This window comes from Proteocatella sphenisci DSM 23131, from assembly GCF_000423525.1.
GTDB classification, from domain to species: Bacteria; Bacillota; Clostridia; order Peptostreptococcales; family Filifactoraceae; genus Proteocatella; species Proteocatella sphenisci.
On sequence record NZ_AUID01000010.1, the window covers coordinates 23,849 to 48,290 of the forward strand.

Annotated in this window: 22 protein-coding genes; 17 read left to right on the forward strand and 5 right to left on the reverse strand. The window is 38.6% G+C overall.

The genetic code is table 11. The features are described 5' to 3' along the window. Positions 1–17 precede the first annotated feature (17 nt). Positions 18–884 (reverse strand): methylenetetrahydrofolate reductase, encoded by an 867-nt coding sequence (locus tag G558_RS0104930; RefSeq protein WP_028829188.1) that lies wholly within the window; start codon positions 882–884, stop codon positions 18–20. A gap of 164 nt (positions 885–1,048) precedes the next feature. On the opposite strand from G558_RS0104930, the gene G558_RS0104935 reads away from it, so the two are divergent. The 8 genes from G558_RS0104935 to G558_RS0104970 are packed head-to-tail and all read left to right on the forward strand — an operon-like array spanning position 1,049 to position 11,132. Further along, complete coding sequence (locus G558_RS0104935) at positions 1,049–1,771, forward strand: polyphosphate polymerase domain-containing protein (RefSeq protein WP_036931619.1); 723 nt, start codon at positions 1,049–1,051, stop codon at positions 1,769–1,771. Positions 1,772–1,799: 28 nt separating this feature from the next. Then, positions 1,800–2,480, forward strand: a complete 681-nt coding sequence (locus tag G558_RS0104940) for a DUF4956 domain-containing protein (protein WP_028829190.1) — start codon at positions 1,800–1,802, stop codon at positions 2,478–2,480. A gap of 14 nt (positions 2,481–2,494) precedes the next feature. Beyond that, positions 2,495–4,120 (forward strand): CotH kinase family protein, encoded by a 1,626-nt coding sequence (locus G558_RS0104945; RefSeq protein WP_028829191.1) that lies wholly within the window; start codon positions 2,495–2,497, stop codon positions 4,118–4,120. A 30-nt stretch (positions 4,121–4,150) separates the two neighbouring features. After that, positions 4,151–5,578, forward strand: coding sequence for an MBOAT family O-acyltransferase (locus tag G558_RS0104950; protein ID WP_028829192.1), 1,428 nt, complete (start codon positions 4,151–4,153; stop codon positions 5,576–5,578). 10 nt (positions 5,579–5,588) lie between these two features. Further along, complete coding sequence (locus G558_RS0104955; protein WP_028829193.1) at positions 5,589–6,833, forward strand: alginate O-acetyltransferase AlgX-related protein; 1,245 nt, start codon at positions 5,589–5,591, stop codon at positions 6,831–6,833. A gap of 30 nt (positions 6,834–6,863) precedes the next feature. Further along, a complete protein-coding gene (locus tag G558_RS12395; protein ID WP_051188476.1) occupies positions 6,864–7,706 on the forward strand; it encodes a ComEC/Rec2 family competence protein in 843 nt (280 codons plus the stop codon). Positions 7,707–7,708: 2 nt separating this feature from the next. After that, positions 7,709–10,027 (forward strand): glycosyltransferase, encoded by a 2,319-nt coding sequence (locus G558_RS12400; RefSeq protein ID WP_156888512.1) that lies wholly within the window; start codon positions 7,709–7,711, stop codon positions 10,025–10,027. Then, on the forward strand, positions 9,972–11,132 hold the full coding sequence (locus tag G558_RS0104970; RefSeq protein WP_051188478.1) for a glycoside hydrolase family 5 protein: 1,161 nt from the start codon (positions 9,972–9,974) through the stop codon (positions 11,130–11,132). The genes G558_RS12400 and G558_RS0104970 overlap by 56 nt, the downstream gene beginning before the upstream one ends. Before the next feature lie 39 nt (positions 11,133–11,171). Here the strand turns inward: G558_RS0104970 and G558_RS0104975 are convergent, their stop codons facing one another. From G558_RS0104975 to G558_RS0104990, 4 genes are read right to left on the reverse strand one after another with little or no spacing between them, the layout of a single operon-like run. Further along, positions 11,172–12,545, reverse strand: coding sequence for an efflux RND transporter periplasmic adaptor subunit (locus G558_RS0104975; RefSeq protein ID WP_028829195.1), 1,374 nt, complete (start codon positions 12,543–12,545; stop codon positions 11,172–11,174). A 16-nt stretch (positions 12,546–12,561) separates the two neighbouring features. Continuing rightward, complete coding sequence (locus tag G558_RS0104980; RefSeq protein WP_051188479.1) at positions 12,562–13,272, reverse strand: HlyD family secretion protein; 711 nt, start codon at positions 13,270–13,272, stop codon at positions 12,562–12,564. Positions 13,273–13,286: 14 nt separating this feature from the next. Continuing rightward, entirely contained in the window at positions 13,287–15,167 is a 1,881-nt protein-coding gene (locus tag G558_RS0104985) for an ABC transporter ATP-binding protein (RefSeq protein ID WP_028829197.1), read from the reverse strand. After that, complete coding sequence (locus G558_RS0104990; RefSeq protein WP_028829198.1) at positions 15,160–16,890, reverse strand: ABC transporter ATP-binding protein; 1,731 nt, start codon at positions 16,888–16,890, stop codon at positions 15,160–15,162. Before G558_RS0104990 ends, G558_RS0104985 begins: the two co-directional genes overlap by 8 nt. Positions 16,891–17,112: 222 nt before the next feature. Here G558_RS0104990 and G558_RS0104995 point away from each other — a divergent pair, with 222 nt between their 5' ends. The 9 genes from G558_RS0104995 (at position 17,113) to fliE (ending at position 24,428) form a co-directional block, all read left to right on the forward strand. Then, a complete protein-coding gene (locus G558_RS0104995; protein ID WP_028829199.1) occupies positions 17,113–17,745 on the forward strand; it encodes a TetR/AcrR family transcriptional regulator in 633 nt (210 codons plus the stop codon). 24 nt (positions 17,746–17,769) lie between these two features. Further along, a complete protein-coding gene (locus G558_RS0105000; protein ID WP_028829200.1) occupies positions 17,770–19,038 on the forward strand; it encodes a CCA tRNA nucleotidyltransferase in 1,269 nt (422 codons plus the stop codon). Positions 19,039–19,041: 3 nt separating this feature from the next. Beyond that, positions 19,042–19,953 carry an EamA family transporter gene (locus G558_RS0105005; RefSeq protein ID WP_028829201.1) on the forward strand — a complete coding sequence of 304 codons (912 nt, stop codon included), beginning with the start codon at positions 19,042–19,044 and terminating at the stop codon, positions 19,951–19,953. Positions 19,954–20,070: 117 nt separating this feature from the next. Then, a complete protein-coding gene (locus tag G558_RS0105010) occupies positions 20,071–20,772 on the forward strand; it encodes an ABC transporter permease (protein ID WP_028829202.1) in 702 nt (233 codons plus the stop codon). Then, a complete protein-coding gene (locus G558_RS0105015) occupies positions 20,769–21,512 on the forward strand; it encodes an ABC transporter ATP-binding protein (RefSeq protein WP_028829203.1) in 744 nt (247 codons plus the stop codon). The genes G558_RS0105010 and G558_RS0105015 overlap by 4 nt, the downstream gene beginning before the upstream one ends. A 55-nt stretch (positions 21,513–21,567) precedes the next feature. Continuing rightward, on the forward strand, positions 21,568–22,605 hold the full coding sequence (locus G558_RS12405) for a substrate-binding domain-containing protein (RefSeq protein ID WP_051188480.1): 1,038 nt from the start codon (positions 21,568–21,570) through the stop codon (positions 22,603–22,605). Between the two features lie 405 nt (positions 22,606–23,010). Beyond that, complete coding sequence (locus G558_RS0105025; protein WP_028829204.1) at positions 23,011–23,712, forward strand: PilZ domain-containing protein; 702 nt, start codon at positions 23,011–23,013, stop codon at positions 23,710–23,712. A gap of 2 nt (positions 23,713–23,714) precedes the next feature. Beyond that, entirely contained in the window at positions 23,715–24,098 is a 384-nt protein-coding gene (gene flgB, locus G558_RS0105030; protein WP_028829205.1) for a flagellar basal body rod protein FlgB, read from the forward strand. Between the two features lie 9 nt (positions 24,099–24,107). Further along, entirely contained in the window at positions 24,108–24,428 is a 321-nt protein-coding gene (gene fliE, locus G558_RS0105035; protein WP_028829206.1) for a flagellar hook-basal body complex protein FliE, read from the forward strand. The last annotated feature ends 14 nt before the right edge of the window (positions 24,429–24,442 follow it).

The following is a 24,442-nucleotide window of genomic DNA, read 5'->3' on the forward strand; positions in this document are numbered from 1 at the left end:
GTTTAGATTTCTCTTTTCTAAAACATGGAATCAAATGTATCTTTACAGCTGGCAGCTATTTCAGGCTTGTTCATGGAATAGATATGAATATTTTTATGTCCGTTTTTAACCAGATCTTCTATCTGCATGCAGGTGTATTCGATTCCAGCTTTTTTGAGATCTTCTGGACTATGTTCGTATTTGTGAAGTATTTTTATTATACTCGATGGGAGGCTCACTCCGCACTGAAATATCATTCTTTGTATCTGGGTTTTCCCAAGTATAGGCATAAGTCCTGCAACTATAGGCTTGTTTATACCCCTGCTTGTAGATTCTTCTTTAAATCTGAAAAAACTTCCGTTTTCGAAGAAGAGCTGAGAAACAAAAAAATCTGCACCGGCAAGCTGTTTTTCGTAAAGATGCTCATAATTGGCATTGGTATTTTCGCATTCTATATGACCTTCTGGATAACACCCTGCACCTATACTGAAGTTGCCATTGTCTTTTATAAATTCGATAAGATCTCTGGCATGTTCAAAATCGCCTTGTGTTGTGTTTGAGTTCCCCTGGGGTATGTCGCCTCCAAGCGCCATTATATTTTCTATATTTTTTTGTTTCATTTCTTGGAGCATGGATTTCATTTGGGACCTGTATGTGCCCCTTGCAGTAAGATGGACCATAGGCTCTATGTTGAGGGAATTCTTTATATGGGAGGCAAGCTCTATGGATTTAGAATTGTTGTCTATTTCGCCGGATCCATATGTTACGCTTATATATCCAGGACTCAGCGAGGATATCTTTGAAAGTGAATCTGTAAGTACATCTGAGGGACTGTCTTGTCTTGGTGGAAATACCTCGAAGGATATGACCGGGTTTTTTATTTCGTACAATTTTTTTATGTGCATTTTTCTTCTCCTGTCTTTGATAAATTGTTAACATTATAACAGAAGAAATGATAAAAAGCAACAAATAGACAGAATTGTAGCAAAATATAGCTGATAATATTTAAATACTTGAAGATAAGGGTATATAGATAAATAACTTAAATTGTTGGATGGGAGGGAAAATAATGTCTGATGAAAAAACACTGCTGGATGTGTCCAGAACAGAAAAAAAATATGGTATTTCTAAGATAACCGCCAGTAATATGAGGCGGATTTTTTCAACAACATTAAAGTCTGACAAGCATAATACTGGGGACGGGTATATGGTGAGATCGCTTTATTTTGACAGTTATGACGACAGTGATTATTATGATAAGGAAGATGGATATAACTACAGAAAAAAAATAAGGCTGCGAATTTATTCGACAGACTCAGAAGTTGCAAAACTTGAAAAAAAAGAAAAGGTTGGGAGTAATCAGTGGAAACGCAGTCTCAGCATATCCAAATCAGATGCACTAAAACTCATAGATGGGGACTTTTCACCCCTTATAGAAGATGGTTCGGATTTTGCTTTTGAAATGTATGAAATAATGACCATAGGCATTTACAGACCAAGGTGCATAATTGAGTATGACAGGGTTGCTTTTATTGTAGAAGAAAATGACATAAGACTTACTCTGGATTCAAATATCAGGGCGACTGAGAGCAATTTTGATTTATTTTCAGAAAATCTCCAGTTTTATCCGGTTAGTCATCCTACAGAAGTTACTCTTGAGGTCAAATATGACAATTTTTTATTCAGTTATATAAAAGAAATGCTTGCCCTGTGTGACAAAAAACAGATTTCTAACAGTAAATATATAATGGGAAGAAGTGTCAGCAGGTTTAACTCGGACGGTTTTATTTAGATATTATTCACAATGATTTGGAGGACTTATGAAAGAGCAAATATTGAATTTACTGGTAACAAACACCGCGGCGCTTACACTCGAAGATATATTGCTGAATTTTCTGGTAGCCGGCATACTTTCCATGGTTATATATATGTCCTATGCACTTTCTCATGCAGGGCCTGTGTACAGTGCTCGTTTTAATGTGTCTCTTGTGATGATGACCCTTGTGACAACACTGGTAATGAATGTAATCGGTAATAATATAGCGCTTTCTCTGGGTATGGTAGGTGCGCTTTCGGTAGTAAGGTTCAGGACAGCAATAAAAGATCCCCGTGATACAGCTTATATTTTCTGGGGAATTGCAGTAGGCATATGTTGTGGGGTAATGGAATATATAATTGCTACAGTAGGAAGTATAGTAATATTCCTGTTTTTGATAATCTTTGGATTTGTTAAGGCGAATGACAGATATCTTCTTATTGTAAGAGGTGAGCGCCCGAGTTCAACAGACATAAAAAAGACGGTGGACAGGGTATACAACGGTAAGGCGAGTCTGAGGGTAGAAAATTCAACGGAAAAAACGGTAGAATTTATATATGAACTTTCTATGTCACTTGTAAATAAAGCTAAGAAGAAAAATATGGATGTAACTGAGGAATTATACAAAGTTCAAGGGATTTCAAATGTAAATCTTGTATGCCAGAATGACGAGATTAATAGATAAAGGGGAATGCTATAATGACAAAAAAGCGAATTGCCGCAATTTTTGCATCGACGCTTATTTGTATTATTGTAATAGGTATTTCGATGTATACCAACAGAGACCAGAGCCGGTCCCTCATGGGATCCTACCACAGAGAGCTGCCGGCAGCCAGCTGGGATGGTGATGCACTCCAGGGTATTGACGAAAAATTTTCAGTGGATAAAAATTTTTCCACGCATCTTCCTCTTGTGATAATAGATACAGCTGGTATGCAACCTCCCATATACACAGAGAAGAGGCTAATAAAAGGCTTTATGATATATGCTGATATAGAGGGTATAGAACCCTACGTAAAAGGAAGTATAAGTATAATAAGTGGAAATGAAAAGAACACTATAGGTGACAAGCCGGTCAGTACCAGCCAGATGCTTATAAAGCGAAGAGGAAACTCTTCCATGTATTATGCAAAGGCTCAGTATCTGTTGAAGCTAATAACTGACAAGGGTGAAGAAAACAAGGTATCCATACTTAACATGGGTGAGGACAATGAATGGATACTTAATGGCTCGATGGCTGACAAGAGCATGATAAGAAACTACCTTCCCTACAAGACGGCAGCGCAGATTATGCCCTATACCCCTGATAATGAGATTTGTGAAGTTGTAATTAAGAATGGTGAAGACTATACCTATCAGGGCGTATATCTTATAGGAGAAAATATAAAGCAGGGCAAGGACCGAGTGGATATAGAAAAATTCAAAAAATCTTCAAGGGCAAACAGCATGCTGCTAAGGCGTGACAGGTATGATGAAAATGATACGATTTTAGATACCTATGCCACAAAAAATAAGTTATCAAAAAGATATGAATCAAGGAGATATATGGGGATAACCTATATAGGACTCCTTTATCCTGGCAAAAAAAATGTAACCAAGGACATGATCGATTATGCTACAGATGAGATAAGTACTATAGAAAAAATATTATACTCTGGTGATTTTGATATTTATTCGACCTATGACAGATATATAGACGTAGATTCTTTCGTAGATTATTTTTTAATCAACGAGTTCTTTGGAAGTTATGACAGCGGAAATTTTTCGACCTACATGTACAGAGATGTGGGCGAGAAGCTCAAGATGGGTCCTGTGTGGGATTTTGACGGAGCCTTGGATAACTATATTCATGAACCTCTGGAGGTTGGTGTAATGGCTTTTCATATAAAACCTCTGTTTGACAGACTGGTTAGGGATGAAGCTTTTATTGAAAAACTCGAGTACAGGTATGCACAGCTTAGAAGAGGTGTACTGAGTGATGAAAATATCAATAAATCCATAGATGAAATAGTTAATTATATAGGACCTGCTCAGGAGCGTGAGTGGGCAAGGTGGTCAGAGGAGTACACCAAAGATACTGATTTGAGCGTGGAAACTTATTATGATGGAGAGGGCTATGTATATAGGAACAGCCTTGAATATTCAGGTGAGATATATAATATAAAGACTAATTTGAGAAAGCATGGGAGTACAATAATGAATAGCCTTGATGAGCTCAAGGGCAGCTGTATATGGCAGACAAGGTGGAGCAGCAGGGCTGATATTGCACTGCTTCTGACTATGCTGATTACTCTGGTTTCGGTCATTTATATTAAAAGAATATAGGTCTTAAACGAGATGAGACGGGAGAAAACTATGCTATTTACAAATTTTGTATTCTTATTTTATTTTTTTCCGGTGGCCATAGCGGTTTATTATATTTTTAGTTTTTCAAAAAATCTCAGAAATATATGGCTGATACTCATAAGTCTTGTTTTTTATGGCTGGGCTGAGCCGCTATATATATTTGGCCTTATGGCTCTGATAGTATTAAATATGGGTATGGGAATAATCATAGAAAAAAACAAAGACACTAAAGCATTTCTGATTTTTGCCATAGGACTCAACATACTGGTTTTATTTGCCATGAAATATCTGGACCTTACTGCCAGTGTTATTACTGAAATATCTGGCTACAGGCTCCTATTTAATTTGGGACTGCACATACCCATAGGAATTTCATTTTTCGTTCTAAGAGCAATATCTTACCTGGTGGATATATACAGAGGCAAGACTCAGGCCACCAGTAATATTATAGATCTGGGACTTTATTTTGCCTTCTTTCCAATCCTTATTGCAGGGCCCATCGTTTCATTTCAAGAGATGAGACCTCAGATTAAAGATAGAAAGCACAACTTGAATCGGGTGGCTGTGGGTTTTTCCAGATTTGTTACAGGATTTGCCAAGAAGGCAATTCTTGCCAATGCTTTTGCACTTATTGCTACAAGAATATTTGATCTTTCTACAATAGGAAAATCAATATACGATGTGCCAGCCCTCCTGGCTTGGCTGGGAGCACTGACCTTTGTGCTTCAGATATATTTTGATTACTCAGCCTACTGTGATATGGCAATAGGACTTGGACTGATCTTTGGATTCAAATTTCCGGAGAACTTTAACTATCCTCTTTCAGCCATAACGGTTACCCAATTTTGGAAAAGGTTCAACATCACCCTCTTTGGGTGGTTTGACGAGTATCTTAGCAAATCTCTTTACAGAGAAGATAAAAAGAATAAAGACAGGGCCATAAGAAATACTTTGATACTCTGGGTGCTCATAGGATTATGGCACGGACCCAATTTGACCTTTGTGGCCTGGGGCATTTTCAATTTCGTTTTAATAATAATGGAAGAATTTTTGGACATGGATGAGTGGAAGGTTAAACCTGTTTTTTTAAGGGTATATACCATACTTGTCATAACACTTGGTTTTGTAATTTTTAAGGCAAAAGACCTCTACCAGGCAGGTATATATATTGGCAATATGTTTGCCAGAAATCATAATGGTTTCTATTCTGATATAGCAATGATGTATCTTAGAGAATATGGAGCTCTTTACATTTTGGGAATAATATTTGCAACTCCACTGGCAAGAAAGATAAACAGCGGACTTATTAAAATGAAGTGGGGAAGGAAAACTGTAGCTTACAATGCAATATACCCCTTGTTTATGACGATTTTATTTGTAGTTAGTGTGGCTTATATAATAGTTTTGGGTAATACGGAATTTGTTTTTTACAGATAGGCGGTCTGACATGAAAATGTTTTTTGTAAAGAAGTATATACTGGCTGTATTGATATTTGTATCAACTGCCTTACTGGGCACCTTGACGCTGGTTTATAATGAAAATGCAATCAAATATGATGCCAGAAAGATATTTGATTCGGGGAGCAAGTATGAGAGCCTGAAAGGTAAAATAGAAAATATAGGGGAAAATAATAAGATAATAGATGAAGCTATCAGGAAGAACATTTTTGGAAAATATGAGCTTGCAGAACTTTACGGAGGGGTTCAAAGGCTTATTCTAAAGTCCGAAATGCAAAGTTTCGCATTTATAAAAGACAATAGAGGATATGTCTATAATGGAGCTTTTTATGTAGATAAGGATGAGAATATATTCGAATATGCAAGGCGTATAGGAAGGCTTAAAGAACATATGGAAGAAAAGCAGGGAAGAGCACTCTTTGTAAGCTATCCTGAAAAATCATGGATAGCAAAAGATTACGAGTCAGGCCTTCCTATAAGAGACTATGGATATGTACAAGATGAATTACTGGCAGGCATTATGAAAAACAGGGGAGATTACTTGGACTTGAGAACGGCATTTGACAAGATGGGTGTAGACAAAGAACACATCTATTACAAGACGGACAGGAGGATGACTACCTATGGCTCATTCAAAGTTTTTCAGGCAATAGTGGCTGAAATAGACAGGCGATATGGGGTCAATCTGGACCCAGATGGAACATACACGGAGATTTATAATTATGCTGTCGAAGTTTATCCTGACATATTTCTTGGGGATATGGCAACCGCCAGTGGAAGAGTGTTTTTTGGAACTGATGATCTGGAAATATATAATTCTGAAATCAAGGAAGAATTTATATGGCACTATATAGATGATAAGGGAAGAAGCTTTGTGAAATCCGGCAATAAAAACATTCTGCTTGAGAAGAATTATATAGAATCAAACAAGTTATTCAATAATATATATAGTAGTAACCTTATGAAGGTGTTTTTAAACAAATACAACCAATGGGATAAGATTGTGAATGTAAAAAATCCGGATGGACCCAAGATACTTTGCGTAAGAGATGAAAGTTTTTCCCAGGTGGCTATGTTTCTTGCTCCTCTTTGCAGTGAAATTCAACTTATAAGCCCAGCTACAGGGGATATAGATGTCGAAGACTATATAGAAGAGAATGATTTTGACTATGTGATTGTGGCATTTACTGCAGGCCATATCAGTGATGACTATTTTGACTTTTTTGAAAGCTAATAGTTTTAAAGCTAAAGGAGGAGAGAGAATATGAAGAAAGCAATTATAACTTTTTCGGGTTTCGTTTTGCTTTTGCTCCTCATTTTTTCGGCATACAGCGCCGTTAAAGAAGATAAGAAGGAACTTGTAAATCCAGGAGACCCTGTGTATACGTATTTTTACAGGACGAAGAATGATGCGGACTGCATTTTAATAAAACAAGGAGGTGCAAGTATACTCATAGACACAGGTGAAAAAGTGGATGCCCAGGGAATAATCACTTTCTTGAAGGAACAAAATATAGAAACTATAAACTATATGATACTTACTCATGCGGACAAGGATCATATAGGGGGAGCTCTTGATATCATTAAAAATTTAAAGGTAGAAGAAGTTATTAAACCCTACTATTCCAACAAGAGTGAGGAGATGGACCTTATAGAAAGTGAGATTTTGAAGCGAGAGATTCGTACATCCCATCAGCTTCATATGAGAAAATTTTCAGCAGGAGAAATAAGTATATTTGTATATCCTCCTCTGGAAAAAAGGTATTCAGATGACAACAATTATTCATTGGCAACGCTTGTGACCCACAAGAATGTAAAAATGTTATTTCCTGGAGATGCAAAGTACAAGCGCCTTAACGAGCTCCTTGAAATAAAGTGGGGGGATGATATAGCGCTTTTGAAAATCCCCTATCACGGTCGCCAGGTGGAAAATTCGAAACTCTTTATAGAAACGATCAATCCGGAATTTGCGGTGGTAACTGCGGCGGATGCAGACGAGAGCATCCTGCAAGCTTGTGATGAGACAGGGGCACAAATTTTTTACACGCTAAAGCAAGATGTAGGATTTATAAGTGATGGGAAAACTTTAAATATAATGGAGGGATAGACATGGGAGACAAAAGCATAGTAAAGGATGAGACGGCTAGACGAAGACGCAACAAGTTCTGGTTTTTTTTAAATATAATATTTACCCTTATTTACCTTTACTGGAGGGTCGTATATACAGTGCCCCTTAAGTATGGGACGGTTTCAAAGGTGGCGGGTATAATCCTCATATCTGTTGAGCTCATAGGAGCACTCGAAGCCTTTGTACATTACTGGAACATGTACAGTGTCAAAAAATATGAACTTCCAGAAATTCCACTTGAGGAGTATCCTGATGTCGATGTTTTCATATCGACTTACAATGAACCAGAAGAAATTCTTTACAAGACTGTCAATGGATGTCTTCATATGGACTATCCTGACAAGACCAAGGTCCACATATATCTATGTGACGACAGCAGAAGGGCATGGCTTAAAAAGTTTGCTGAAGAAATGGGAGTAAATTATCTGGACAGACCCAACAACAAAGGAGCTAAGGCGGGAAATTTAAATAATGCCATGAGCATGACCTCATCTCCTCTGGTAGCTACTTTTGATGCAGATATGATTCCTAATCATAATTTTTTAATGAAGACAGTCCCATATTTCATCGATGAGGAAATTAAAAACAGAGACAGAAAAGAAAAAGACAGAGTAAATATAGGTTTTGTACAGTCTCCCCAGTCATTCTATAATCCTGATTTATATCAGTTTTATCTATTTTCTGAAAACCGTATACCAAATGAACAGGATTACTTTTACAGAGATGTCCAGGTTGCAAGAAACAAGAGCAACAGCGTTATTTATGGGGGTTCAAATACCCTTCTATCGAGAAAAGCAATTGATGAGGTAGGCGGTTTCTTTACAGGATCAATAACAGAGGATTTTGCAACAGGGATACTGATTCAAAAAGCCAAATACAAGTGCATAGCAATAGATGACATACTTGCTTCTGGTCTGTCACCTACTACACTCAAAGACCTTATACAGCAGCGTGTGCGTTGGGCAAGAGGAGTTATAGATACCAGTCGTAAGGTAGATTTTATATTTACTGATAAACTTACATTTGCTCAAAGGATAAACTACTGGACATCCATGTGGTACTGGTATTCTCCCTTTAAGATGTTCATATATATAATGGCGCCTATTCTTTATGCGACTTTTGGATATGTGGTTATAGAATGTACCTTACCAGAGATTTTGATTTTCTGGCTGCCTATGTATATAACCAGTAATGCTACACTTAAGATGCTAAGCGGTAACATAAGGACTACTAAATGGAGTCATATTTATGAAACTGTACTCTTTCCTTTCCTGTTTTTCCCAGTACTGATGGAGACCTTTGGAATATCGATGAAGACTTTCAAGGTTACTCAAAAAGGAGACACAAAGAGCGAACAGGGTGAAAATTTTATATACTCAATACCTTTTCTGGTATTCATAGTGCTTTCTGTAATAGGGATTTACAAGAGTGTAAAGATAATGTTTCTTACCGCTTCAATCAACCCGATTGTAATCTTGTTCTGGTTAATAGTCAACTTGTTCAGTCTTGTGATGGCTCTGTTCTTTATTCAGGGAAGAAATTTCATGAGAAAATCAGAGAGGGTAAGTGCGGAGCTGGATTGTAAAATTGTAAACGAATATGAAAGTATTTTATGCAAGACTAAGGACTTTTCGGAAACAGGGGTAAGTATACTGACAGAAAAGCCATATTTCATAGATGATCAAGAAGAGGTCGAACTGTGGATCAGCTCTGAGCGGTATGAAGCCAAAGTCAATGCCAGGGTACTTCATGTAAAAAAAGAAGAAGGGATGTGGAAATACTCTTTCAAAATAAGTGAGATACCTCAAGAATATAAATCAGACTATATGCAGCTTATTTATGACAGGGAACCAACCCTTCCACTTACACTGGATGATTCTTTGAGCAGCTTTGATGATCTGAGAATAAATATAAGAAACCGTACAAAAACACGGATATACGACAATAGAAGATTCGCAAGAACTGACATTGAAGATATAGGAGAAACCAGTGATTTACGCAAGATAAAAATTTATGATTTTAACTACCAGTTTATTGCTTTAGAAACATATTCAAATGATAAGAAGGTGGATGTAAAGCTGTCAAACGGTTTGGTGCTCAAGTGTATTTACGACAGGACGGCAAGAGGCAATATAAAAATCTATACGGTGAGCAACATAAGAGAAATCTACAGAGATCCGGGAAAAAGATTGCTTTTAAACGAGTGGCTTGAATCGGAGCTCATCTATAAGAAGGAGGAAGCTATTGAAAAGAATATTGAAAATGAAGCAGAAGATTTCTTCGAAATGGCTGATATCTAATATGCTACTTTTTATTTTTCTGCTTGCAAGCCTTGTTTATTTTGTCTTACCCTGGAAAGAGGAAAATCCCAATGAACATATTGAATTTGTACTTTCCATGGGAGCTGGCTGGAATCTTGGGAATGCCCTGGATTCTCACGGCTCAGGCCAAAACAGACAACCGGTAGAAATATATGAGACTTTTTGGGGTAATCCAAAAATTACGGAGGAGACTATATTAGCCGTAAAAGAAGCGGGTTTTAAGACTGTTCGTATTCCGGTTACCTGGTATGAGCATATGGACAAAGATGGTTTGATAGATGTCGAGTGGATGGACAGGGTAAATGACATAGTCAATTACGTCATAGAAAATGACATGTATGCAATCATAAATATCCATCACGACAGATGGGCTCAGCCCATGGCTTCAAACAGTGAGAAGGCCAATGCCATGCTAAAGATTGTCTGGGACCAGATTGCTACAAGGTTTGCAAAATATGATAATCATCTTATTTTTGAGGCTGTCAATGAGCCACGCCTTATAGGAACTGAGTATGAGTGGAATGCTGGAACAGCGGAGGCTCGCAGAATAGTGAATATTTATAACCAGACATTTATAGAGACGGTAAGGAGTATACCAGGAAATTCAAGCAGATACCTCATGGTGGCGCCTTATGGAGACTCTCCTGATTTAGAAGCAATTCAAGCGGTCAATTTGCCCGATGATAAATACCTTATATTGACAGTTCATGGATACAGGCCCTATGGTTTTACCCATGACAGGAAGGGGACTCGTTCCTGGGACGCTAATAATATAAATGACACCAGGGAAATAGATGAGATGATGGCTAATCTGGATTATCATTTTATACAAAAAGGCATTCCAGTTATCATAGGAGAATTTGGAGTAATCGATAAGGATAATCTGAAAGAGAGACTGGCCTACACAAAGTATTATGTTTCGAGTGCCAGACGTTATAATATAATGTGCATATGGTGGGATGACAGCATAAGAAAAGATAAAAAGGAAAGATTTGGTATTTTAGACAGGGAGAGAAATGTGTTTGCCTATCCAGGGATTGCAAAGGTCCTTGTCGAAGAGCAGCCACTGCCTCAAATAAGCTAAAAAATCTACCTCTGGATTTAAAGACCAGAGGTGGATTTTTTAGCTTGCAATATTAACAATACGAAATTTACTGCTTTCACTGACTTTGTCGGCGCCCTCAACAACTACCTGGTCGTCTGGACTAAGTCCCTGGACTTCGATGTATCTGTTTTTTTCCTGACCGGTAAGGACTTCTTTTTTTACAAGTTCAGAGCCATTAAGAGTGTATACAAATTTTGTTCCATCCTCCTCGAGTATAGATTCTAAAGGAACAAACATTTCGCTTTTGGAATTTTTGTTGCTGAGCCTGGCGCTTGCCAGCATTCCGTCCTTAAGCTTTTTGTTCTCATTTGCAAAGGAGATTTTTACGCTGTAGAGTCCATTTACAGGATCGGCTCCTGGGGATGCGGCAGTTACAGTGCCCTTAACGGTTTCTCCCGTGGCAGAAACGAGTACATCAGCTACAATACTGTCTTTGTCCGAAAAAATTTCGTCTATATAAGCGTCAGAAACCTTGATTGTCATTTCCATATTTTTAGGATTTATTATTGCCATTGCAGGTGATTGCGCAGATGTCATATCTCCAAATTTTATATTATTTAAAGTAATTTGACCATTTATTGGAGCTTTTATCAGTGTATCGTTAACATTTTTTTGTGCCATGTCAAAGGCTGCCTGTGCACTTTGAACCTGTGATTCAGCCAGCTTTGTATTTTCAGGGTTTAAACTTCCTGTTGTAAGGTTATAGTTTTCCTGGGCTGCGCTGAGTGATATCTGGGCATTTTTAAGTCTGCTGTCAACGCTGTCCATGGCAGATTTTGCCTGAGCTTTTGCATTTTCAAACTGAGCTGAAGCGGTGTCCAGGGCATTTTTTGCAGTGTCCATGGAGACTTTACTTTCGCCACCTAAAGGAACAAGGGCAGATATTCTTTCATAGTTCGCAAGGGCGTTTTCGTAGGCTGCTCGGGCAGGTGCTATAAGAGAGTTATCGTCAAATTGTGCCTTTGTATTGGTGTATGAATTCTTTGCATCTCGAAGCTCGTTTTCAGCGCGTTCAAGAGCTTGCCTGGCTTGAGTTGCAGCTTGGGGATTTGCAGCGCTTACTATCTTTGAATAGTTTGCATTTGCAGAATTTAGACTTGCCTGAGCCTGCTTTAGCTGAAGCTTTGAGACAGTGTCATCTATTGTAAAAAGTACGTCATCTTTTTTAACCTGGCTGCCAATATCAGCCTTTACAGAAGTTACTTTTCCTGATGAGATAGGAAATATAGTTATAGATTCTGATGAGCTTATTTTTCCATCATAGGAAATATCTTCAAGATGGGTCTGAGTTTTTACTTTGGCCAGGGTAATGCTGGTTTGTGAAGATGAGCATCCTGAAAGGATTCCCATTAAAAGTAGTGCGCACAGGGCGGAAGAAATTATTTTTTTCATTATGCGTTCCTCTCGATTAATTTAAGTGGATTTTGACATCACAGTTCATTCCAAATATCATTGGAAGTTTGTCCGGGTTTTCAATTGTGATCTTTACAGGAATGAGCTGAGTCACCTTTGTGTATGTGCCGCTTGTAGAAAATGAGGACAAACCTGATGAAAAATAAGTCTGAGTTGCACTGTCTATTTCACTTACAGTTCCCATAAATCTCTGGTTCCCGTAGGCATCTATTTTGACATCTACTTTTTGCCCTGGCGCAATCTTCATTATGTCAGTTTCTTCGATGTTGACCCCTATATACATGTTGTCGGTATCGGCTATAACAACAAGGGTATTTTGTGGACTTACTGTCTGTCCAGCCATGTAGTCTGATTTTACTACGGTGCCGTCTGCTGGTGAAAATATTCCTGGGAGGGTTTCTTGTCTTCCAAGCATTTCTCCTTGTGAAACCATGTCCCCTGCGCTCACGTTCCATTCTAGGAGTTTTCCTGTAGACGGGGGGGTGAGGGTATACATTTTTGCGGTAACTTTGGCATTGTCAGTAGCTAGGGTATTTGCAGAACTGACTGCAAACATTATAGCGATTCCTATGGCTAGGACTAAGACTGTAGCGAGAGGATACAATACTTTTTTGGGGATTTTGAGAACCAATGTTTTAAGCCTGGCCTTTTTTGATAAGGAAGCTTCTTCCTTAACATCTGGATTCTTAGTTTCATTATTTTCCATTTTTTAAAACTCCTTTATTCTTCTACTATAGTATTGGTAAACTGGCTGTTATAAAGGCCACTGTAAAAACCTTTGCTCTCAAGCAGTTCAAAGTGATTTCCCTGCTCTATTATATCGCCGTCTTTCATTACAAGAATCAGGTCGGCATCTCTTATGGTGGAGAGTCTGTGGGCTATTACAAAGCTTGTGCGGTTGGACATGAGGCCATCCATGGCTTTTTGTATGAGGACCTCGGTACGGGTATCTACGGAGCTGGTGGCTTCGTCAAGTATCAGAATTTTTGGATCTGAAAGGAAGGTACGAGCTATAGTAAGCAGCTGCTTTTGTCCTTGCGATATATTGCTGGCTTCTTCGTTGAGCATCATGGAGTATCCTCCTGGGAGGGCTTTTATAAAGTCATGGCAGTGTGCTGCTTTGGAAGCGGCTATTATCTCTTCTTCTGTTGCATCAAATGAACCGTATTGTATATTGTCCATTATTGATGCGTTGTAGAGCCATGTATCTTGGAGCACCATTCCAAACATGGACCTAAGATCTTTTCTTGTCAAATCCTTTATGCTGTGATTATCTATGAGGATATGTCCTGAGTTGACGTCATAAAATCTCATAAGAAGCTTTATCATTGTGGATTTTCCAGCTCCAGTAGGACCAACTATGGCTATTCTTTGTCCCGGTTTTACGTTGCAGCTGAAATCGTTTATTATTATCTTGTCCGCATCGTATCCAAATTTAACATTTCGAAACTCCACGTGACCTTCTACTTTTTCTATGACTGCAGGAGTTTGCGTTTCAGGAATTTCTTCTTCTTCTTCAAGAAATTCAAATACACGTTCTGCAGCCGCGGCTGTGGACTGGAGGGTGTTAGAGATGGTAGCCATCTGCGCTATAGGCTGGTTAAAGCTTCGGACGTACTGGATAAATGCCTGCACGTCACCTACTTCTATGACTTTTTTTACGGCAAGGTAGCCTCCTAAAATACATACGGCTACATAGCCCAGGTTGCCTACAAAATTCATAAGGGGCATCATAAGTCCTGAGAGGAACTGAGATTTCCATGCCGACTCGTAAAGCTTTTCGTTCATCTCTTTGAATATGACTTTGGCTTCTTCTTCGCCGTTGAATACCTGAACCACATTGTGGCCCGAAAAGTTTTCTTCTATATGACCATTTATGCTGCCCAGAAACTTTTGCTGGGTTCTGAAGTGTTTTTGAGACATCTTTACTATCTTCATTATAATAAATCCAGAAACTGGAAGTATTAGGAGCGAGGTAAGTGTAAGTGAAAAGCTTATGGAAAGCATCATTACTATTACTCCTGATACGGTTGCTACTGATGTGACTATCTGTCCCAGACTCTGATTGAGGGTCTGGGCTATGGTATCTACGTCATTTGTTATTCTTGAAAGTACTTCTCCGTGAGTCCTTGTGTCGTAGTATTTAAGTGGAAGCCGGTTCATCTTTTGCGAGATGTCTCTTCTGAGTTTGTAGGTCACCTTCATGGATATTCCTGACATTATATAGCCTTGAATATATGCAAAGCTTGCGGATATGATGTAAAGCACCATCATTAGCATGCAAATCTTGTTAATATAGTCAAAATCTGTAAGGAGGCCGGTTCCCATCATATAGGCCATGAGGCCTTCAAAAAGTTTGGTAGTGACTTTTCCAAGGAGCTTTGGACCTACTATTGAAAATATGGATGAAAAAAGTGCAAATATAAGCACGATTATTATCTGTATCTGGTATTCATGTATATATTCGAGGAGCTTGAGCATGGTAGCTTTAAAATTTTTGGCTTTTGCACCGCCAGGTCCCATTGCGCCCATGGGGCCTCCTCCCATAGGACCTCTACCGCCAGGGCCTCCCTGAGGGGCCGAATTTTTTTCTTTACTCATTTAGCTCCTCCTTGCTTAATTGTGAAAGGGCTATCTCCCTGTAGACTGTGCAGGCCTTCATAAGTTCTTCATGTGTGCCTTTTCCAACTATCTGCCCGGCTTCGAGCACCATAATCTGTTCGGCATTCATTATAGTACTGATTCTTTGAGCGATAAGGATCACTGTGCTGTGCCCAGTTTCTTTTTTGAGAGCTGATCGAAGGGCTGAGTCTGTCTTAAAGTCAAGCGCCGAAAAGCTGTCGTCAAATATATAAATCTGAGGTTTTTTTACAAGGGCTCTGGCTATAGAAAGCCTTTGCTTTTGGCCGCCAGATACATTGGATCCTCCCTGTGATATAGGGGTATCAAAACCTTCGGGCCTGGAGTCTATAAATTCCATAGCCTGAGCAATGTGAGCGCCTGAAAGTATTTCTTCCTGGCTGGCATCTTTGTCTGCGTATCTTAGATTGGAGTCTATTGTTCCTGAAAAAAGTACTGATTTTTGGGGAACGTAGCCAAGTTGACTTCTCAGGGAGTGAAGCTCCATATCTCTTATATCTACATCATCTATTGTTATTTTTCCTTGTGTTACATCATAGAATCTTGGAATGAGGTTTGCGACAGTGGATTTTCCACTTCCCGTAGAACCTATAAAAGCCGTTGTTTGACCAGGACTTGCTGTAAAGTCTATATCATGGAGAACATCTTCTTCTGCTCCTGGATAACGAAAACTCACGTGTTCAAACTTTAATATTCCCTTTGAGGATTTAAATGGCACAGCATCCAATCTGTTTTTTATCTGTGGCTCTGTTTCGAGTACATCTGCTATACGTACTGCCGATACAGAAGATCTTGGGATCATTATAAACATCATGGACATCATCAAAAAGGCCATTATTATCTGCATGACATACTGCATATAGGCCATCATCTGACCGACATCTATCTTAAAGGCAGATACCTGGTATGATCCAACCCATACTATTAAAACAGTAATAAGGTTCATGAGCAGCATCATCATAGGCATCATTGCAGCCATGGTCCGGTTTACAAAAAGATTGGTATCTGTAAGAGTCTTATTTTCCTTGTCAAAGCGTTCTTCTTCAAAAGCTTGTGTATTAAAGGCTCTGGTCACAAGCATGCCTGAAAGGTTTTCTCTAACGACCTGATTGAGTCTGTCAACAAGGGTCTGTATTATCTTAAATTTTGGAAGTGCAAAGCTAAACAAAGTAGCTATTATTCCAACCAGTACTATAATTGCAAGAACTATTATCCATGACATGGAAGCACTGTTGTTGACAGCGTGGATTATACCCCCAACTCCCATTATAGGAGCATAAAATATTAGTCTTATCATCATTATGATAAGGGTCTGTACTTGCGTCACATCATTTGTGGTTCTTGTAATAAGGGAAGAAGTAGAGAATTTATCGAATTCAACATTTGAAAAGCTTTCTACCTTATCAAAGAGATCGAGTCTTATCTGCTGTCCAATGCCGGCACCAACCCTTGATGCCAGATAGCCGACAGATATACTGAGCGCGCCTCCCGCAAGCGATATAAGTATCATCTTGCTTCCGATTCCTATTATTGTATTTGTATCTCCGTTTGCGATTCCTTCATTTACTATGTCTGACATAAAGTCTGGCAGAGCAAGGTCGCACATGGCCTGACCAAACAGCAATGCTACTGCAGCCAGGATAAGCCAAAAATATGGCTCGGCATATCTTAATAATCTTGTCATTCAATCACCTCTCAAATAAAATCTATTATTTATATTACTACGGTAATACAAAAATGTCAATGGGTCCATAGAAAAACCATACAATAGTTATAAAAATATTGACATTACAAATAAAAGTGTATAATATTGATAGTGAAGATTAAGTCTAAAAAACAAACATACATCCGAGAAATTATCATGTCCAGTCAAAATGGGCATATTTTTATATAAGGGGGATCTGCAATGAAGCACGAAAACGAAACTAAAAAAAGGATAAGGGAAAGTGCTTTGCGACTTTTTGATGAAAAGTCCTTTGAAGAGGTCACTATAAATGAAATCTGTAAAGAAAGTGGAATAACAAAGCACACTTTTTATTATTATTTCAAATCTAAGGATGATCTTTTGGACAATTTTTACAAGATACCATGCGGGCTTTCGATGGAGGAATTTACGGCTATACTTTCCATGGATTCATATGTAGAACAGCTGTGGATGATAAGCAGAAAGCTTATAGATTTTGTAAAAGAAAATGGCACAGATATATTAAGGCAGATAATGATTAAAAATCTCAGCAATGACAAGGGAACTTTTAGTTTTGACACAAATGAGATAAAAGAAGTTATACGTCTGCAGATAAGCATAATTGAAAAGGCTAAAAAAAGCGGACAGATACTGAGCAAGATTTCAAGCAAAGATCTGGTGGGAATATATCAGCAGATTTTTCATTCGACTATGTTTATATGGATAGTCAGAGATGGTGATTTTGATTTTGAAAAGTATCTCAGATACAAGTTTGAAATACTTTATCAGGTAGACCAGAGCCATAGAAAAGCCATGAGTTCTGGTATGGTTAACGAGATTGAAGATGAGCTTTAGTTTGCGTATACAAAGGAGAACTTTATGATAATGCCTGAGAATGCGGAATATATAATAGACACTCTTTATAAGTCAGCTTATAAGGCTTATATTGTCGGAGGGTGCGTGAGAGACTTCCTTCTTGGGGAGGAGCCTCATGACTGGGACATAACAACCGATGCCAGACCAGAGGATGTAAAGCAAATATTTTCTCATCTAAAGACTGTGGACACTGGATTAAAGCATGGAACAGTGACCCTTGTAATAGAAGGGGACTCCTTTGAAATAACGACCTACAGGACTGAAGGCAGCTATATCAAAAACAGAAAGCCTGAAAGCGTGACTTTTGTGACCAGCCTGAGGGAGGACCTGAAAAGAAGAGATTTCACTGTAAACGCCATGGCCTACAACCGCGTAGATGGGCTTAAGGATTATTTTGGTGGCAAAGATGATCTCAAATCGGGTATAATAAGATGCGTGGGAGATCCTGATCAAAGGCTTTCTGAAGATGCGCTCAGGATAATGAGGGCCCTTCGATTTGCCTCCGAAAAGAATTTTATTATAGAAGAAGATACACACAGGGCTATGCGCACGAATTCAAATCTCCTTAAAAACATATCGGTCGAAAGAATTGCATCAGAGCTGAGCAGGACCCTTATGGGAAAAGGGGTATATAATGCTCTCAAAAATTATCCCGAGCCACTTTTTGAAGTAATTCCAGAGCTCAGACCTACATATGGATTTACGCAGAATAATCCGCATCAGATGGATGATGTATATGAGCATACTATAAAAAGTATAAAAAATTCAGTTCCTGATCTGGAAATAAGGCTGGCGCTGCTTTTTCATGAAATGACAAGTGCGGAAATTGCACATGGCATAATGAAAAGGCTTAAATACGATACCTCTATTATCAAAAATGTAGTGAGGCTGGTTGAAAATCACAGCATAGACCTCATTGCCAGCGAAAAAACAGTAAAGAGGAGGCTTTCGAAATTTGGAGAAGATTTCTTCAGAAAACTCCTGAAAATGAAGCGGGCAGATGCATCTGCGACATCACCTGATACTCTGGGTGAGAGCCTTGGACTGATCCAAGAAACTGAAAAAATAATAGATCGGGTAATAAAAGAGGGAAAGTGTTTTTCGCTTAAGGATCTTGCTATAAATGGAAATGACCTGAGAGTGATGGGAATACCTGAGGGAATACTGATAGGTAAAATTCTTGAGGAAATCCTGGATGGAATAATAGAAGGAGATATTGACAACGAAAGACATGCAATAATCCAATTTTTAAATGAACGAGGGGATTTTTAAATTATGAAAAAGAAAGATTTTATGCTTGCTCTTCTGGTAGTAATAGTTTGGGGGGCTAATTTTACAGTAATAAAACTGGGACTTGGCGGCGTGCCTTCCATGCTGCTTGTAGCTCTCAGGTATATGACAGTACTTCCCGCTCTGTTTTTTGTAAAAAAACCGGAGCTGGACTGGAAATATGGAATTGCTTATGGATTTTCGGTTGGAGTCTTGCAGTTCTCCTGCCTGTTTTACGCGCTCGAGATTGGAATGCCTGCGGGGCTTTCATCTATAATACTTCAGTCAGCTGCATTCATGACCCCGCTTCTGGCTGCGATATTTCTCAAAGAAAAAATCAGGATAAATCAGGTGGCGGGCCTGATTGTGGCGGCTGGTGGCCTTTATCTTATTGGAAAAAGTGGAGGTAGGGGAGGTGATTCTTCGATTCCACTTCCGGCTCTAGTGCTGACCCTTGCGGCAGCGTTTTTCTGGGCAACATCCAATGTCATACTAAAATTCGCTTCAAACAAGCTTGAAAAAGAAGGCAAAAAACTCGACATGGTAGGAGTAGTGATATGGACGAGTCTGGTTCCGCCTCTGCCGCTTTTTGTAATGTCTATGATAAAAGATTCTCCTCAAATGGTCATGAGTACCATCATGAACCTCAGCCCTATGTCCATATTTTCCATAATTTACCTGGCTCTTGGAGCTACAATATTTGGATACGGAGCCTGGAATGTACTCCTTGGAAAATATGAGGCATCAAAAATAGCGCCGCTGTCACTGATGGTACCGGTAACAGGCCTTATTACGGCAAGGATTGTACTAGGGGAGGTTATGACGCCAATGCAGTGGGCTGGAGGCCTTGTTATAATTGCGGGACTTGCCATAGCAAATATAAATTTTGGAAGAAAGGAAACTAAAATTTCTGAATAATCTTGACACTTGAAAAAATAAAGCATATAATTGAATATATAGTATTTAATAATTATTGTCCGACAAAATCACGGCAATCCCAACCGGGGTTGCCGTTTTTAGTATATTGGGGGAAAAATGGAGTATTTTTCACAGGCATTTGGAGAAGCAATAAGGCTTCTTTTATCTATGAATCCAGAGCTATATTCTATAATAGGACTTTCTCTGGGGGTGACATTTACGGCTCTTGTTTTTTCGGCGCTGGTGGGGATACCTTTTGGAGTACTCATTGCACTTAAAAAATTTCCTGGCAAATCGGCCGTGGTAAACATAATAAATACGCTCATGGGTATACCTCCTGTGGTGGCAGGTCTAATAGTATACATACTTCTTTCTAATCAGACTGGGATAGTGGGGGACAGAAGGCTCTTGTTCACGCCCTTTGCCATGGTGCTGGCACAGTTCATGCTTGCGACTCCACTGATGTCAGGACTTACATATAATGCACTCAAAAGCGTAGATCCTCTTATAGCAAAATCTGCCAGGAGCCTGGGAGCAAAGCCATGGCAAATAGCATTTACCATGGTAAAGGAGGCGAGGTTTAGCATATATACCTCTTTTATCATAGTTTTTGGCAGGCTTATTGCCGAAGTTGGGGCGGTGATGATGGTTGGAGGAAACATAAGATACAACACCAGGGTCATGACTACAGCCATAGCTATGCATAAGGGTATGGGAGAGTTTCAAGAAGCGCTGGCGCTTGGACTTATATTACTGATAATATCTTTTTTAATAAATGGGATTATTGAAATAATAAGAAATCGAGGAGGAGATAGATGACTCTGCTCAAGATAGATAAACTCAAAAAAACATATGACTCTCTGACAGTTGTGGACATACCTGATTTGGAGATAAAATCAGGAAAGATAACTGCAATTATAGGGCCCAGTGGATCGGGAAAGAGCACGTTGCTTTTCATGATAAACGGGCTTGAAGTTCCTTCTGAGGGATGCATAAGATTTGAGGGAGAGGTATTTTCATCTGCTCAGAGTTATTCTTTGACCGTGAGAAGGAAAATGGCTATGGTCTTTCAAAAACCAGTCATGTTTAATTCCAGTGTCTATGAAAATATAGCATATGGCCTTAATGTAAGGAAAAATGATTTATCATATAAAAAGGAATACATATCAGAAAAGGTAGGAAATGCCGCGCGTCTCACGGGACTAGAGTCAAAGCTGAAACAAAAGGCTGTAACTCTTTCGGGGGGAGAGGCAGGGCGGGTTTCGGTAGCAAGGGCTATGGTAACAGAGCCAAAGCTTCTTTTGCTTGATGAACCGACTGCAAGCCTTGATCCACAAAATATATCGGCAATAGAAGATATAGTAAGAGAAGCAAACAGGACCTATGGGGCCAGCGTTGTGATTGTCACTCACAATATGTTTCAGGCAAGGAGGATAGCAGATGAAGTAATATTTCTGCTTGATGGAAAAATCATAGAGCACGGAAGCACAGAATCTATATTCGAAAATCCTTCAGATCCAAGGACAAGGCGGTTTGTTTCGGGAGAAATGATCTGCTGATGGATAAAATAAATGCTAACATTTTCTGGGTTTATTATTTAGAAAGGGGCACAAAATGAAAAAAAGTAAAAAAACACTGAGTCTTATGCTTACGCTGCTTATGTCATTTGCATGCATCAACTTTGCATTTGCAGATTCAGCCTACACAGTAAAGTCGGGGGACACACTTGGAAAAATTGCCGCCAGATATGGAGTTACATATCAAGAAATAGCAAAAGTAAACAAAATTGCTAATGTAAACAAAATACTTGTAGGACAAAAACTCCTTATTCCATCCAAGAATACGGCTCTAGCAGTACAAAAACCAGTTGAAGCAAAGACTCAAGTTACAGGAGTAAAGGGCACAAAACTTAGAATAGCAACAACTACAAGTACAAACGACACTGGGCTTTTAGATGTTTTGGTACCTGCATTTGATAAAAAATATGGAACAAAGACAGACTGGGTATCTGTAGGCTCTGGAGAGGCTATGGAGATAGGCAAAAGAGGAGACGCTGACCTTCTTCTTGTACACTCACCTGCAGCAGAAAAGACATTTATAAATGAAGGTAACGGCGTCAACAGAAAAGATGTAATGTACAACTTTTTCTATATAGTTGGACCCAAAGCTGATCCTGCAAAGATAAAAGGAAACAAATCCGCATCAGATGGCCTTAAGGCCATTGCGAAGAGCAAATCAACATTTCTTTCAAGAGCAGACAAGTCAGGAACTCATTCAAAAGAACTTACTATATGGAAAGCAGCAGACATGTCTCCAACAGGGGCAAGCGACAAGTGGTACAAAGAAGCTGGCCTTGGAATGGGAGACCTCCTTACTATGGCAAATGAGACAAAAGCTTATACTCTTGTAGACAGTGGTACCTGGGGGTCCATGAAGGACAAGCTTACAAATCTGGACGTAATGGTGCAAGGCGATCCTATACTCTTTAACCCATACGGGGTAATAACGGTCAACCCCACAAAATACACAGGCACCAATGCAAAAGCCGCAAAAGCATTTACAGAATTTATAACTTCAGATGAAGGACAGAAGATAATTGGCAATTTCGTAAACAAAAATGGTCAAAAATTGTTCATACCTGATGCAAAATAAAAGAGATTTAAAGAAATAAACTCTGCGCCACAGTAAATATTGCTGTGGCGCTTTAAATTGGGGTTTGACTCATAGCCACTATTAATATATAATTAAAAATGCTGAATCTATAAAAAAAAATTCATAAAAATTGTCATAAACTCATTAAATTAGGGTAAAATATACGGGATTTCCTTGAATATAAACAATAAAAATAGTATAATGTATAAGATAATGTGAAAAACAGTACAATATAAATAAAAATTCAACACTTTATCCAAACTACCTCGTAACAAAATCAATTTAAGTCAATAAAAATTATATCAAAATATCAATAAACTCAGACACAAAAACTCCCAATTTTTATTAACAAGTAAATACATACACCCAAGTTAAAGATAATAATAGAAAGGAATAATAGATACTATGTCAGAAGACCTATTACATGATAAAAAGGATATTGTTCCGGATGAAAGCACCTCAAAGAAAATAAAAGGAAGAGAACCATACAGGAATGTAGTTATATCTGATGAGAATGGAAATGAAATTTTAGAGGCATATCTTGATTATGTAGGCTCAAAGATTATCGTGATACAGCTTTTGTCTATATGGGACGTAAAAAAACTTAAGGGAAAGTCTCTTCTATATTTTAAATCTCTGGAAAAATATGACCAGGCCTACAAGGGTACTATAGAATACATAGATGGAAATGCTGTGTTCTTTAAAGACTTTGAAAATATCTGTGACGAACTTAAAAACGATCTTAAGGTTGATTATTTTCATAAGGCTGACATAACCCTTACAGATGAAGAAACGGACGAAAAAACAGTGGTGCCGGTAGTGATTAAAGATGTGAGCTGCGGAGGCATGGGTTTTTTCACCCAGGAATCACTCAGAGTTGGAGAACTGCTGGATATGACCTATGACTTTACAAAAACACCTCTCAGGGCAAAATTCCAGATTATAAGGAAAGAACGTCATATAAACGATGTAAACTATCATTATGGATGCAAGATGCTGGCCATAAACATTTTAGAAGAGAGTATGCTAAAACAGGCTATATTCAGGATTGACATAGAGAACAAGCGTGGTAAATCGAAATTTGAAGAAGATTTTGAAGGAGAATAACAATGAACAGAATTTTTGGAAACTCTATAAATATGGCGCAAAAATCGCTTGATTATCTGTGGAAGAAACAAAATATTATAACTGATAACATTGCAAACCAGGACACTCCAGGATACAAGTCGAAATTTCTTACATTCGAAGACGAACTAAGAAACAATATAAAAAAATCAGAGCTGACAACTTCACAAGGATATGGGGACGCAATAAAAGAATCAGGTCTGAAAATCAATACTACTGAAAATGAAAGCGCAAGGATGGATGGAAACAATGTCAACCCCGATGCGGAATACGTAGAACTTGCAAGGACGACCATACAGTATCAGTATGCAATCAGGGCAGTTTCAGATGAATTTTCAAGGCTCAGAAGTGCAATAAAAGGACAATAAGGAGGAATTATGTTTATAAATCAGATGCAAAGAATCAATTCGATTTCAGATCTGGGACAGATTGCAAAGCCCCAGAACATAAATCAAACACCGCAAGATGGAGTAAATGCCAACGTATTTAAAGACGTATTTCAAAATGCAGTCAACAATGTAGAGCAGACAGATGCCGAAGTGATGAATGAGCAGTATCTTCTGGCAACGGGGCAGACGGATGACATACATAATCTGACCATAGCTTCCACCAAGGCCCAGCTTTCTGTAGATCTTATGGTTCAGCTCAGGAATAGAGCAATGGATTCCTACAGTGAAATAATGAGAATCAATATATAACCAGACTAATACAG